The sequence below is a fragment of the Sinobacterium caligoides genome (assembly GCF_003752585.1).
Lineage (GTDB): Bacteria > Pseudomonadota > Gammaproteobacteria > Pseudomonadales > Sinobacteriaceae > Sinobacterium > Sinobacterium caligoides.
In genome coordinates this window covers 70088-84024 of the sequence record NZ_RKHR01000004.1, presented here as the reverse complement: position 1 = coordinate 84024, position 13937 = coordinate 70088, and the positions used below count along the sequence as shown (strand labels likewise).

At 49.1% G+C, this 13937-nt stretch carries 14 protein-coding genes; 10 read left to right on the top strand and 4 right to left on the bottom strand.

All coding sequences use genetic code 11. The features are described from left to right. Positions 1–6: 6 nt before the first annotated feature. The 9 genes from eno (at position 7) to rpoS (ending at position 7772) form a co-directional block, all read left to right on the top strand. Complete coding sequence (gene eno, locus EDC56_RS07140) at positions 7–1296, top strand: phosphopyruvate hydratase (protein ID WP_123712829.1); 1290 nt, start codon at positions 7–9, stop codon at positions 1294–1296. 111 nt (positions 1297–1407) lie between these two features. Continuing rightward, positions 1408–1695 (top strand): septum formation initiator family protein, encoded by a 288-nt coding sequence (locus EDC56_RS07135; protein WP_123711871.1) that lies wholly within the window; start codon positions 1408–1410, stop codon positions 1693–1695. Next, positions 1695–2417 (top strand): 2-C-methyl-D-erythritol 4-phosphate cytidylyltransferase, encoded by a 723-nt coding sequence (gene ispD, locus EDC56_RS07130; protein WP_123711870.1) that lies wholly within the window; start codon positions 1695–1697, stop codon positions 2415–2417. The genes EDC56_RS07135 and ispD overlap by 1 nt, the downstream gene beginning before the upstream one ends. Continuing rightward, on the top strand, positions 2418–2900 hold the full coding sequence (gene ispF / locus EDC56_RS07125; protein ID WP_123711869.1) for a 2-C-methyl-D-erythritol 2,4-cyclodiphosphate synthase: 483 nt from the start codon (positions 2418–2420) through the stop codon (positions 2898–2900). Next, positions 2900–3940: a tRNA pseudouridine(13) synthase TruD gene (gene truD / locus EDC56_RS07120; RefSeq protein WP_123711868.1), complete on the top strand. Its 1041-nt coding sequence runs from the start codon at positions 2900–2902 to the stop codon at positions 3938–3940. The genes ispF and truD overlap by 1 nt, the downstream gene beginning before the upstream one ends. 57 nt (positions 3941–3997) lie before the next feature. Beyond that, positions 3998–4630 carry a protein-L-isoaspartate(D-aspartate) O-methyltransferase gene (locus EDC56_RS07115; protein WP_123712828.1) on the top strand — a complete coding sequence of 211 codons (633 nt, stop codon included), beginning with the start codon at positions 3998–4000 and terminating at the stop codon, positions 4628–4630. A 24-nt stretch (positions 4631–4654) separates the two neighbouring features. Beyond that, entirely contained in the window at positions 4655–5593 is a 939-nt protein-coding gene (locus EDC56_RS07110) for a DUF368 domain-containing protein (protein ID WP_123711867.1), read from the top strand. A gap of 304 nt (positions 5594–5897) precedes the next feature. Continuing rightward, complete coding sequence (locus EDC56_RS07105) at positions 5898–6512, top strand: peptidoglycan DD-metalloendopeptidase family protein (RefSeq protein WP_162844116.1); 615 nt, start codon at positions 5898–5900, stop codon at positions 6510–6512. Positions 6513–6683: 171 nt separating this feature from the next. Continuing rightward, positions 6684–7772, top strand: a complete 1089-nt coding sequence (gene rpoS, locus EDC56_RS07100; RefSeq protein WP_245980660.1) for an RNA polymerase sigma factor RpoS — start codon at positions 6684–6686, stop codon at positions 7770–7772. Between the two features lie 117 nt (positions 7773–7889). On the opposite strand, the gene fdxA is transcribed toward rpoS, so the two are convergent. Then, positions 7890–8213: a ferredoxin FdxA gene (gene fdxA, locus EDC56_RS07095; RefSeq protein WP_123711865.1), complete on the bottom strand. Its 324-nt coding sequence runs from the start codon at positions 8211–8213 to the stop codon at positions 7890–7892. A 122-nt stretch (positions 8214–8335) separates the two neighbouring features. Beyond that, positions 8336–10948 carry a DNA mismatch repair protein MutS gene (gene mutS, locus EDC56_RS07090; RefSeq protein WP_123711864.1) on the bottom strand — a complete coding sequence of 871 codons (2613 nt, stop codon included), beginning with the start codon at positions 10946–10948 and terminating at the stop codon, positions 8336–8338. A gap of 244 nt (positions 10949–11192) precedes the next feature. Between mutS and EDC56_RS07085 the strand changes: the two genes are divergently transcribed. After that, on the top strand, positions 11193–11789 hold the full coding sequence (locus EDC56_RS07085) for a DUF4442 domain-containing protein (protein WP_211333600.1): 597 nt from the start codon (positions 11193–11195) through the stop codon (positions 11787–11789). 28 nt (positions 11790–11817) lie between these two features. Here EDC56_RS07085 and EDC56_RS07080 read toward each other — a convergent pair whose 3' ends face one another. Together EDC56_RS07080 and EDC56_RS07075 are read right to left on the bottom strand one after the other, a co-directional pair. Then, entirely contained in the window at positions 11818–13080 is a 1263-nt protein-coding gene (locus EDC56_RS07080; protein ID WP_211333599.1) for a CinA family nicotinamide mononucleotide deamidase-related protein, read from the bottom strand. A gap of 61 nt (positions 13081–13141) precedes the next feature. Then, positions 13142–13726 carry a TetR/AcrR family transcriptional regulator gene (locus EDC56_RS07075; protein WP_123711862.1) on the bottom strand — a complete coding sequence of 195 codons (585 nt, stop codon included), beginning with the start codon at positions 13724–13726 and terminating at the stop codon, positions 13142–13144. Positions 13727–13937 lie beyond the last annotated feature (211 nt).

Genomic DNA, 13937 nt, shown 5'->3' with positions numbered 1-13937 from the left:
AACTTGATGAGTACTATTGCCGATATTAAGGCTTTTGAGATATTAGATTCACGCGGTAACCCTACCGTTGAAGCTGATGTCATTCTTTCTAGTGGTGCAGTGGGCAGTGCTTGTGCGCCTTCAGGTGCATCAACCGGTTCTCGTGAAGCTCTAGAATTACGTGATGGTGACAAGTCTCGCTATTCCGGTAAAGGTGTTTTGGCCGCGGTTGAAAACATCAACAGTACTATTAAGAATTTATTGGTTGGCCAAGAAGCAGAAAACCAGCGTGGTCTCGATCAAATGATGATTGATGCCGATGGTACTGACAACAAAGGTGTTCTAGGTGCTAACGCTATCTTAGCTGTTTCTCTAGCGCTAGCTAAAGCCGTGGCTGCTGATAAGGGCATTCCTCTTTATCAGTACATTGCGCAGGTGAATGGCAGTGAAGGTCAGTATACGATGCCTGTGCCGATGATGAATATCATCAATGGCGGAGAGCATGCGGACAACAATGTTGATATTCAAGAGTTCATGATTCAGCCTGTTGGTGCGCCGAGCTTTTCGGAGGCATTGCGTCAAGGTGCAGAGATTTTTCATGCACTGAAGAAGGTGCTGTCTGATCGTGGCCTCAGCACTTCTGTTGGTGACGAGGGTGGCTTTGCGCCTAACTTGCCTTCTAATGAGGCGGCGTTAGAGGCTATTTCTGAGGCTGTAGCCGCGGCGGGTTATAAGCTAGGTACTGATATTACGCTGGCCTTAGATTGCGCCGCCTCTGAGTTTTATAGCGATGGTTGTTATGACCTTGCGGGTGAAGGCAAGAAGTTTACTCCTGCTGAATTCGCTGTTTATCTTGATCAGCTCGTTGATAAGTATCCTATTTTGTCTGTCGAAGATGGCATGGACGAAAGTGATTGGGATGGTTGGGCCGAGCATACTCGACTTTCAGGTGAGAAGGTTCAGCTTGTAGGTGATGACTTGTTTGTTACCAATACAGTGATACTAAAGCGCGGTATTGATGAGAATATTGGCAACTCTATTCTTATTAAGCTTAATCAGATTGGTTCACTCTCAGAGACGCTGGATGCGATTAAGATGGCGCAAGATGCAGGTTATACTGCCGTCATTTCTCACCGCTCAGGCGAGACTGAAGACACTACGATCGCTGACCTGGCTGTAGCCACGAGCGCAGGTCAGATTAAGACTGGTTCACTGTGTCGTTCTGACCGTGTTTCTAAGTACAATCGTCTACTGCGCATCGAAGCAGAGCTAGGCGATAAGGCTGTTTATCGCGGCCGTAAAGAGTTTAAGTCGTAAGGACTTTGATGTAGCTGGCGTACGTCCTGTGCGCCAGTATGTTTTCTCCTCTTAATTTGCTACATTGGCTACGTTTCCCCTCGATTTGATGTAGGAATTTAGAGTCTTATCATGCGTGTTTTATATCTCGTTTTGGCTATTGTGTTTGTTGTGCTTCAGTTCCGCCTTTGGGTCGGGCCTGGTAGTTACGCGCAGGTAGCGACCCTTCAGCACCAAATTCAGCTTCTCGAGGTGAAGAACCTTCGTGATCAAGAGCGTAATCGTCTGATGTCGGCACAGATTGGCGACTATCGGCGAGGTGTTGACGCCATTGAAGAAAAGGCTCGAATGGAACTTGGCATGATTAAAGAGGGGGAGACCTTCTTCTGGTTTGTTGAGCCTAAAAGTGGTGAGCGATAATGGCGGCTGTGGGTGCTGTGGAAGAGGCGTCTGCCTACTGGTTTGTGGTGCCGGCAGCAGGTATCGGTAGTCGTTTTGGTGCAGATAAGCCGAAGCAGTATGCTCTGATAGACGAATATTGTGTCATTGAGCATAGTATTACGCGTTTGCTGCAATGGCGTCCGTCGTCTCAGGTTGTAGTGGCGGTTGCAGAGCGTGATCGCTGGTGGTCGCAATTGAGTATTTCGCAAGACCCTCGAGTGAATACTGTGATTGGTGGCGGTGAGCGGGCCCAGTCTGTGTTTAACGCGCTAGAATTCATACAGGATCGAGCTGGATCGAATGTTTGGGTGCTGGTTCATGACGCGGCACGCCCTTGTGTGGATAGTGCGTCGCTAACGCGTTTGGAGCATAGGGTGCAGGAAGAGGGTTCTGGTGGCTTATTGGCCATACCGGTTGCGGATACGTTAAAGAAGGCAAGTTTGCAAAACACTGTTAGGCAGACGGTAGATCGTTCGGCTTTGTGGGCGGCGCAAACACCGCAGATGTTCCGTTTTCAGCCTCTGTTTTCTGCGCTACAGCAGGCGCTGATGACCGGGCGAATAGTGACTGACGAGGCCTCAGCGTTAGAGTATCAAGGGGTTGAGCCCGTTCTTGTAGAGGGTGATTGCCGCAACATTAAGATAACTAGGCCAGAAGATATTGATTTGGCACGTTTTTATATTGCTAGCGAGAGGCTTTAGATGACGATTCGAATAGGTCATGGCTACGATGTTCACCGATTCTGTGCAGGTGATAAGGTTATTATTGGCGGTGTTAGGATCGCGCATGAAAAGGCCTTGGAGGCTCACTCAGATGGGGATGTTTTGTTGCATGCGTTGTGTGATGCCCTGCTTGGTGCGGTAGCGCTCGGAGATATAGGCAAGCATTTTCCAGATACTGATGATAGTTACTCGGGGGTCGATAGCCGGGAGCTTTTACGCCATGTTTTCTCGCTCATTAAGCAGAGGGGGTATCAATTGGGAAATGCCGATATGACTATTGTAGCTCAGGCGCCGAAAATGTCGCCTCATATCGATGCAATGCGTACGCTCGTGGCTAGTGATCTAGAGTGTGCAGAAAACCTCGTCAATGTTAAGGCCACAACGACAGAGAAGCTAGGCTTTGCTGGCCGTAAAGAGGGTATTGCAGCTCATGCGGTTGTTTTACTAACTAGGGTTTTGTGATGGCTGCAGAAGTAATGGACTTTCAACGACAGTTTGCTATGGCTTATGGCGGGCCCGCTATCGAGGCGCGCTTTAAATCAGTTTTTGAAGACTTTATTGTTGAAGAGGAACTAGGTTTTAGCCCTAGCGGCGAGGGTGAGCACCTTTATCTTTATATCGAAAAAAAGGACCAAAATACCGGTTTTTTACAGCAACGTTTAGCGGATTATTTTTCCATACCGGTTAAATCGGTAAGCTATTGTGGCCTGAAAGATCGTCATGCAGTTACAAGGCAGTGGTTTGGTGTGCACTTACCAGGCAAGCTTAATGATCAGGTTGCAGCCTTGAATGATGATACTACTCAAGTGTTGAGTTCAGCGCGTCATAATAGAAAGTTACGTATAGGTGCTCATCGCCATAATCGTTTTATTATTCGCCTTCGTGATGTGACGGGCGATAGAGCTATTGTTGAAGGGCAGTTACAGCGAATTGCCCGTGAAGGTGTACCAAACTACTTCGGTGCGCAACGTTTTGGACGTGAACGGGCGAATTTACAGACCGCTTGCGATCTATTTGCCGGACGAAAATTAAAGAAAAAACTGCGTTCATTAGCGATATCCAGTGCACGCTCTTATCTTTACAACTGCGTTTTGGATGAGCGTGTAAGGCAGGGTTCATGGGCGTCTTGGCAGCCGGGGGATGTTGTTTCGTTGGCGGGATCTAATAGCTTTTTTATTCCAGAGCTGATGGATGAGGTGCTGGAGGAGCGATTGTTGACTCATGATGTGCATTTGTCAGCACCGCTGTGGGGACGTGGTAAGTTACCTTCAAGTGATCTCACCGCAGAACTTGAGCGTGTAGTAGTTGATCAATATCCTGCTTTAACAGAGGGGCTGGAGGCGATAGGTCTAGATCAGCAGCGTCGGGCGATGCGGATGTCTGCACAACAATTGTCTTGGCAATTTGAAGGTGACGATCTTGTTGTGCAATTCAATTTAGCGTCGGGTTGTTATGCTACGTCGTTATTGAGGGAGCTTGTAGTGGCGGATAAGCCACTTTAATCACTAAAACTATAATAAGTACTGGGGGGTGCGATCGTGGATTTAACTGGTATCGGCATGACGTCGATGCGTACGAGAGAGCGGCTGATAAGTCGGCTGCAGCAACGTGGCATCAAAGATGAGGCAGTGTTGGAGGTGATGCGTAATACACCTCGGCATATTTTCTTAGATGAGGCCTTAGCACATAGAGCCTATGAGGATAGTGCGCTGCCTATTGGTCACAACCAGACGCTATCACAACCCTATATTGTGGCTAAGATGACGGAGTTGTTGGTGGCAGATGGGCGTCCGAATAAGGTGTTGGAGGTAGGCACAGGGTCGGGATACCAGAGCGCAGTATTGGCGCAGCTTGTGGATGAGGTCTATAGCGTTGAGCGTATTCGCCCGTTGCAACAGAAGGCAAGGCAGCGTACCCAAGCGTTGAAGCTTTACAATATCCGTTTCCGGCATGCTGATGGTGGTCTCGGTTGGTCAGAGCATGGACCATTTGATGCCATTCTTTCTGCTGCGGCTCCTGAAACAGTCCCTGAAGAATTAACGAATCAATTAGCTGTTGGTGGTCGTTTAGTCATGCCTGTAGGAGGTGATGCTCAGCAGCTTATCCTGATCAAGAGAACGGCAGAGGGGTTAGAGCAAGATATTGTAGAACCCGTCAATTTTGTTCCTTTATTATCGGGTACAGTAGGTTAGCACTATGCAATTAAGGTTTGTTGGATGAAGCACTATATTGGTCTGTTTTTGCGAGGCATGGCGATGGGGGCAGCTGATGTGGTCCCTGGCGTATCGGGAGGCACCATTGCTTTCATCACAGGGATCTATTCAACTCTACTACAGAGTTTGAGTCGTTTTGGTTTGAGTTTAATATCCGTGTTCAAAAATGACGGTTTAGTTGCCGCGTCTCGCCATGTTAATGCGAGCTTTTTATTGCCCCTTTTTGCAGGTATTACGCTGAGCATTCTGTCTTTGGCTCGTGTGATTACTTACTTGCTAGAGTCGGAGCCCTTATTGGTGTGGTCTTTCTTTTTTGGTTTGATTCTGGCGTCAAGCCTCTTTGTGCTACGGCAAATTACGCGTTGGAGCCCCTCGGTTATCGTGCTGTTGTTGGTAGGGGTTTTGTTAGCTCTTATTGTTGCTCAGTTACGGCCTGTTGAGGTTGTTGCTGGTTACGGTTACTTATTCATGGCCGGATCTATCGCCATTTGCGCGATGATATTGCCAGGCATCTCCGGCAGTTTTATTTTATTGCTATTAGGCGTCTACGCGCAGGTCTTAGAAGCTGTACGAATACTGGACTTCTCGAGTATTGCGGCGTTTGGTACAGGTTGTATTGTCGGTTTATTGAGTTTTGTGAAGTTGCTCAACTGGCTATTAGAACACTACTATCAGCGCGTATTAGCATTGTTGTCGGGTTTTATAGCGGGCTCCCTTTACATGGTTTGGCCATGGAAGGAAGTTGTGCAGATGTATACCAACTCACATGGTATTGAGAAACCGTTGGTGCAGGTCAATGTCTTACCGGGACAGTTTGAGCAAGTGGCCGGGCAGTCTGCGCAGTTAGTTGGCTGTTTATCTTTGATGATTTCGGCGGTAGTGATTGTATTGATCTTAGAGAAACTAGGGGGGAAGGAGGCCGATAACGTTGCTCCAGAGTGAAGGTGTTTGCTCTTGGTGTCCGTAAGAGATGTCGCACGGCATAGAATAATTTAGGTTTTTTATGAGTCCCATTAGACCTACATATTATAGGGTGATAGCGAATGCTAGGTTCTAAACGAGGTATGCTGATGACGATGAGCAGGGCTGTAATATGACAATTCTTCTCGCTGTACGCTTGCCTTTGTTGGTGCTCGTTTTAATGTTAAGTGGGTGTTTGGGTAACAGTCCCGTGGTGCCAATTTATAACAAATCTATAGGCGCTCAAACGGAGCCGGGATTTCACATTGTTGGTCGCGGAGAAACCTTGTATTCAATAGCATGGCGCTATGGTATCAACTATAGAAGGTTGGCGGCTGCTAATGCTATCGATAATAATTATCGTATTTATCCTGGGCAGAAATTACGCATCAAGGGCATAGATGGTTCGTTAGGTAACCAAAGGGAACGCCCCAAAAAGGTGGTAAAAAAAACATCTGGACAGCGTGTTAACGTGGCAGTTGCCGAGCCCAAAAAGACGTCAAAAAAGAGCAAGCCGATGTCACCGGTAAGTTATGAATCCTGGTTGTGGCCAATTAAAGAAAAACCTAGCAAGGCGTTTGCTGCAGCTTCGAGCTCTCATAAGGGTATTGATATTAGGGCACAATTGGGGGACTCTGTACTAGCGGCCAAGTCCGGTAAAGTCGTTTACGCTGGAGGTGGCTTAAGAGGCTACGGTAACTTGATCATAGTAAAGCATGATGAAACTTACCTTAGTGCCTATGGTTATAATCGTAGGCTCTTGATTAAGGAGGGTGATACGGTCAGACGGGGGCAAAAGATTGCAGAGGCAGGGGCTAGTGCAGGAGGTGAAGTTAGGTTGCACTTTGAGATTAGACGTAATGGTAAGCCACTCAATCCACTGTCGATGTTACCGAAGTAAGAAGAATAAGAAGTAATGTAATGTCGGTGCTGTCTTTGTCTGCCAAGAGGGGTTCTGGGTTGATTAGGATATTGGCCTTTAACATGGCGTAGCGTAGCAGCGCCAAATGTGACAGTACGACACCACAGGATGTGGGTTAATCCAATAAACTAAACTGACAGGGTTAGGGCGATGGAAGTACATGGAAAAGATCATATTGATGATCAACAGTTTGATGCGATGCTGGCAGTGACGGAAGCTAAGAAACAGGCGTCTAAGGCTCAGGATGTAAAGCTGGGTGTTAGAAAATCCTTAGCGGGAAAGGGAAAGAAGGCGTCTAAGAAAGCAGTCGTTAAGAAAGCCGTCGCAAAAAAAACAGTTGCTAAGAAAGTTGTTGCCAAGAAGGCGGCATTGGGGCGGGTGGAGCCTGTGTCGAGGGCGGATAAGTCGCTAGACGCTACTCAGCTATATTTGAATGAAATTGGTTTCTCGCCGTTACTTACTCCAGAAGAAGAGGTGCGCTATGCCCGTATGGCGCTGCGAGGGGAGGAGGCTGGCCGTAAGCGAATGATTGAGAGTAACCTACGGTTAGTGGTAAAAATATCACGGCGCTACGTCAACCGCGGGCTAACGTTACTGGATCTTATTGAGGAGGGTAATTTAGGCTTGATACGAGCGGTAGAAAAATTTGACCCAGAGCGCGGATTTCGTTTCTCAACCTACGCGACTTGGTGGATAAGGCAGACTATTGAGCGGGCGATTATGAATCAGACCCGTACCATCCGCCTGCCTATTCACGTGGTTAAAGAGCTCAATGTCTATTTGCGTGCGGCGCGAGAGCTTACTCAGAAGCTTGATCATGAGCCCTCAGCTGAAGAGATAGCCGATTTGCTCGATAAACCTGTTGCTGATGTGAAGCGGATGTTGGGTTTGAATGAGCGAGTTACTTCGGTTGATACACCGCTCAGTGCAGACTCTGATAAGTCGCTCTTGGATACAATTCCTGATACACATGTCTCTGACCCGGCACAGCTATTACAAGATACCGATATGCGTCATAGCATAGGTGATTGGTTGGAAGAGTTAAGTGAGAAGCAGCGTGAGGTTGTTGCTCGCCGCTTTGGTCTGCGTGGCTATGAAGCTAGCACGTTAGAGGAAGTGGGGCGGGAAATTGGCTTGACTCGTGAGCGAGTGCGACAGATTCAAGTTGAGGCTCTAAAGCGCTTGCGTGATATTTTAGAGAAACAGGGGCTATCAAGTGATTCGATTTTTAGCCTGTAATTGTCAGCTAACAGAATAGCCACTCTATAAGAAAAGGGGGCATAAAAAAACCGAGCGAGATGCTCGGTTTTTTTGTATAGCGCTACTCGTCGTTAGAGGTAGCCTATAGGATGCTGCTTAACGCTCAAGGTGCTGTAGCTTGTTCTCTACACCGGCCCATTCTTCGGCGTCGGCTGGAGCATCTTTCATCTCGGTGATGTTTGGCCATACATCGGCTAGCTCAGCGTTGAGTTCGAGGAATACCTCTTGATCAGCGGGGAGCTCATCCTCTGAGAAAATGGCGTCTACAGGGCACTCGGGCTCACACAGGGCGCAATCGATACACTCGTCAGGGTGAATGACGAGGAAGTTAGGGCCTTCATAGAAACAGTCTACAGGGCACACTTCTACACAGTCGGTGTGCTTACATTTAATACAGTTTTCGCCGACAACAAATGTCATTGTTATTGAGCCTCTCTCTCCAGGTTAGCTGAGCTAATTTTGCGCGCTAGTTTACACAAAGTCAGCCGTCTACGCTAATTATTCACCGTAACAATATGAGTGTTCGATGACGATTACAAATTTTAAGTGTTTTTGACCTGATCCTGAAGCTGATAGAGCTGCTTCAACGCTTCGCGCGGGCTTAACCCGTCTATGTCGAGGTCGGCGATACTATCGATAGCAGGATGGGGTTGATAGCTAGCAAATAAATCGCTTTGTATTGGCGTACTGCTCTTTGATGGCGGTATTTCAATAGCGGGCTCATTTATAACATGTGTCTTTGTTGTTGTCGCGTCACCGTTTTCTAGGAGATGAAGCTTTTCCCCCGCTTGGGCGATAACTTGGTGTGGTATGCCGGCAAGTTTGGCAACTTGTAACCCATAGCTTTTGCTAGCTGGCCCTTCCTCAATACTGTGTAGAAAGACGATGTTATCGTCGTGCTCGGTCGCATTGAGGTGGATATTGGCAACGCCACTGACAAGTTTGTCGAACTCGGTGAGCTCGAAGTAGTGGGTGGCAAATAAGGTGAGTGCATGACTTTCTTCAGCGAGATAGCTGGCGCAGGCCCAGGCCAGCGAAAGGCCGTCGAAGGTGCTGGTTCCGCGGCCGATCTCATCCATCAATACCAAGCTTTTGGCAGTGGCATTATTGAGAATATTGGCGGTTTCAGTCATTTCCACCATGAATGTGGAGCGACCGCCAGCAAGGTCATCAGCGGAGCCGATTCGGGTGAAGATTTGATCGACGATACCAATTTCGGCATGGCTTGCAGGAACGTAGCTGCCAATATGAGCAAGTAGCGTAATTAGTGCTGCCTGACGCATATAGGTCGATTTACCGCCCATGTTAGGCCCGGTGATGATCAGCATGTGTCGATCTGTATTGAGCCGTAGGTCATTGGCGATAAAAGGCGTTTCCAGTACCTGTTCCACCACTAAATGACGACCTTGCTGGATGTCTAGGCCACGCTTTTCGTTGAGCTTTGGCTGGCATAGTTGCAGTGATTCTGCGCGTTCGGCAAGGTTACACAGTACATCGAGCTGTGAGAGGGCTTGGGCGCAACCTTGTAATTCGGCAAGCTGAGCGTTGAGCTGGTCGATGATCTGCTCATAAAGGCTCTTTTCGCGTGCGAGCGCACGGCTCTTAGCGCTGAGCGCCTTGTCCTCAAACTCTTTGAGCTCGGGGGTAATAAAACGCTCTGCATTCTTCAGTGTCTGCCTGCGGATATACTCGGCGGGAGCTTTGTCGGATTGTAGGCGGCTGATTTCGATGTAATAGCCGTGTACGCGATTAAAGCCAACTTTTAGTGTGTTGATACCGGTGCGTTCGCGCTCACGTAGCTCTAGTTGCAAGAGGTAGTCGCCGGCGTTGCTGCTTAAACTACGTAGCTCATCAAGTTCACCGTCGTAACCTTCTTTGATAACGCCACCGTCGCGAATGACCATGGGTGGATTATCTATGATAGCGTCATTGAGCAATGCACTGATCGTTGGGAATTCGCCGGCATCATGGCTGACTTGCTCGATAATTGTGGAGCTAAGCGGGCTCAATAGACTTTGGATGTCGGGAAGGCAGAGTAGTGATTGCTTGAGTCGAGAAAGGTCTCTTGGACGAGCGGAGCGCAACGCCACACGAGCCAGAATTCGCTCCATGTCACCGACGTTTTTGAGTTGTGATTGTAGGGGTTCAAACCGGTACTCTTCTAATAAGCTCGATATACCGTGTTGGCGCTGTGTTAATTGTTCGATGTTGGTCAGTGGGCGGTTGAGCCAGCGCTGTAGTAAGCGGCTACCCATCGCTGTCTTACAGCAATCCATGACGGACATTAGCGTGTTGTCACGGCCGCCGTTCAGGTTGGTGTCTATTTCTAGGTTGCGCCGTGTTGAGGCGTCCATGGCGACGCTGTTCTCGCGCAGCTCTAGAAGGAGTCGACGAATGTGTGGTAGCGCTGTACGTTGTGTTTCTCTAGCGTAATCGAGCAGACAGCCGGCGGCGTTGATGGCAACGGTGAGTTCGTCGCAGCCAAAGCCTTTGAGGTCTTTGGTGTTGAATTGCTTGGTGAGATTTTCGAGTGCGGTCTCTGTCTCGAACTCCCATGGCGCGCGGCGACGTAAGCCGGAACAACCTTCGAGTAACTTGGCGTCGATGTTGTCTTCGTTGTAGAGGGTCTCGGCGGGGTTGATGCGTTGTAGCTCGCCTTGTAGGGCATCATCACCAATGAATTCGGAGACTTGAAAACGACCACTGCCGATATCCAGCACGGCAATGCCATAGGTTTCATCGCAGCGGTCAATAGCGACTAATAGGTTGTCTCTGCGGTCATCGAGCAACGCTTCATCGCTGATTGTACCAGGGGTGACAACGCGAACAACAGCTCGTTCTACTGGCCCCTTGGTCGTGGCGGGGTCGCCGATCTGCTCGCAGATGGCCACGGAGACGCCGGCTTTAACTAATTTGGCAAGATAGTTGTCGGCACTGTGGTAGGGAATCCCACACATGGGGATTGGCTCACCATTGGCTTTGCCTCGTGCGGTAAGGGTGATATCCAATAATTCGGCGGCGAGTTTGGCGTCATCGTGAAAGAGTTCGTAGAAGTCGCCCATGCGATAGAACAATAACTCGTTCGGGTGTTTGGCCTTGATGCGAAAAAACTGTTGCATCATTGGGGTGTGTTGAGGTTTTGCTGAACTCGCCATGTGGTGCTAAGCCTTAAATAACAGTTTGATAAATAGTGTTAAAGCTGTGTTTTCTAGTAATCCTGGTCGCCTTTAGAGAGGCGTGCCTTTACTGTCGGCTAAGGATACCGATAAGGTCATCGTAAAGAAACCATTGGGCGAAATCGACTTGCTACGATGTGATGTTGTAGGGGCTATCGTTAAGTGACTTATTACGGAAATCGTGGTTTAAGAGAGTCGTAAGTGATCATGTCGGTCACTGATAGTGATTATTGTTGACGGCGTCATCATTGTTGCAGTGTTTTCTCTGTTGATCCGTTATGATTATCTTAAACAGATTGTTAGGGGGTTAACTAAAGTGGTGTCGTCTTCATTTAAAAAAAGTATGTTGCGTGGGATTTACGAGCGTTGTCAGAAGCTGCCAGAAGCTTTACGCAGCAAGGCGTTGTCGTTTATTTTTGCTCGAGTCGTGAAGTTTTTTGGTACCGCGAAATTGCGTTTCGAGCTAATGACACCGACGCGAAGTATTGTTCATGTGCGAAATCGTAAACGCGTGCAAAATCATATTGGTAGCGTTCACGCGGTGGCAATGGGGCTGATTAGTGAGAGTGCAACAGGGGCGATAGTAGGGCTTAATGTTTCGGCGGATTCGATCCCAGTATTGAAGAGTATGCATATTGATTACCTCAAGCGTGCCGTGGGTGATCTACGAGCGGAGGCTTGGTTGACTGACGAACAGGTAGTGCAGATGAATACCGAGCCTAAAGGTGAGACGACAGTCGCTTGCAAAGTGACTGATGCAGAAGGGAAAGAGCCTATTGCCGTGACGATGGTCTGGGCTTGGACGCCAGCGAGACGCTAACGCCTTGCTGCAGCTGTCACCTCATTGATTAGCGCGGTTGATAGCGTTTAAAGTAGTTAGGCGTCTCTGTGCTTTCGAGTAAGCGGCGTCTGATGAGGTCGAGAGCAACTGTTGCGATGATGTGTTGGAAATAGCCTCGCGCTGCAGGCACGTAGAATAGTTGACTCTGGATGTGGTCTGCGCTGCCCCAACCAACCCATACCGTGCCGACAGGTTTTTCTTTGCTGCCACCATCGGGGCCGGCGATGCCGGTGACCGCCACGGCAAGATTGCTGCCACTTTGAGCGAGGGCGCCGCTGACCATCTCGCGCACGGTCTGCTCACTGACGGCTCCATGCTGTTCGATAGTTTGTGCATTAACCCCGATCATTTGTTGCTTAGCAACATTGCTGTAGGTGATGAAGCCATGGCCAAAGACCGCAGAGGAGCCACTATTGCTGGTCAGTAAACTGCTGATTAGTCCGCCAGTACAAGACTCTGCTGTACTGAGTGTCCAGCCTTTTTGTTTTAACAGCGCAATGACCTCGCGAGCCACGTTACTGTCGCCGGCTCCGACAATGTGTTCTCCCAGTAGTTTCTTCAGCTTGTCGATCCAATGCGACTTGAGTGAATCGTCAGAGCCACTAACTTTTAGTTCGAGTGTTGGCATTTTTGCTCGAAAGCCCAGTGTTAACGCAGTGGGCCAGTCGTTTAATTGATCGTTAATCAGCTGCTGCAGCTCGGCTTCACCGATACCAAAGACGAGCATGCGCTCGGTGCTGGCCAAGCTGCGGCTGTGTAACTGGCTGAGTTGCTCGGCGATGGAGTCATCGAACATACACTTGAGCTCACTAGGCACTCCTGGGGTGCAGAGGATTAAGCAGCCGTTGAGTTGACAGCTAAAGCCGGGGGCGGTCCCTGTTGGGTTGTGGATTAGTTCGACGTCGGCGGGCAGAAGTGCCTGCTTTAGATTGGCGGGGTTTAGCTCTAAATGGCGTTCGGTAGCCCAGTGCTCGAGGTGTGCGAGGGCCTGTGGGTGCTGCTTGAGAGGCTGGCCGCTGGCAATGGAAAGCGCTTGCGCGGTCAAGTCGTCGACGGTAGGGCCGAGGCCTCCGTTGACGATGAGTACGTCAGATTGTTGGCTCAGGGCTGTGAGCTCGTCAACGAGGCAATCGAGGTCATCGCGCACTGTTGTCTTGCGGTAAATGCTTAACCCTTGCTCTCTGAGGCGATCGGCCAGCCAGCAGGAGTTGGTGTCAACGACATCGCCACTGAGCAGTTCGTCGCCGGTTAATAATAATTGTAATTTCACGTCGTTGCTCTCAGTAGGCTGTAATCGAATGAAAAGAGGCTACTGAAGATACGAGTAACGGTTAGGCCTGTAAAGCGTTGATGTAATCAAGAATGAAGGAGATACGTGCCTCTCGTTGCTCCATGGGGATCTGTAATAAGTTGTAGGCGGCACCGGTGATGAAATCGATGACGCTGCGAGTAATGATGTTGGCGGTCAGGTCGGTGCGTACGAGACCCGCATTTTGTAGGGAGCTGACTAAATTTAAGATCTTTTCTTCACGCTCTTTACGCATTTGTGTCTGTGTTTGGCGCAGCGTTTCGTGAGTGAGGGTGTAGGCGGCGAGGTTGAGTCGTACCCGCCATTCCATGTCACTCTCAGCGTCGAGCGGTAGGGCACCCATAATAATGGGGCTGTAACCGTCGACACTAGTGTTGTTGGCAATAGCGTTATTAAACCGTTGCTCGATGCGCGTATCGGCCCAGCTGAGAGCGGCAATGACGATCTCATCTTTATTGGCAAAGTAATGTGAGAGTACGCCTATTGAGCAACTCATGGCCTTGGCGAGGTTGCGTGTGGTTAGGCTTTCTAAACCTTGCTCAGCGATGATGTGAGCGGCGGCGATGGCGACTTCTTGGCGTCGCGCATCATGATCAACCTTCCTCAAGGTGGTCTCCTTAGTGACTGACTTCGTTGATATCCCCTTGGTAGAGGGGTGAAAAAAGGCTTGTTGTGTTGTGCTTATGGTATGTCTTCCCTACTTACATATCAAGCGATCGATATAGCTTGTTAATCGAACGTTCGATATGTATCATTGCGTTTCTAAACTTGTCATCTTAGGTGTCGATTCGTCGAGACTGAGAATAATAGAGCGCCCA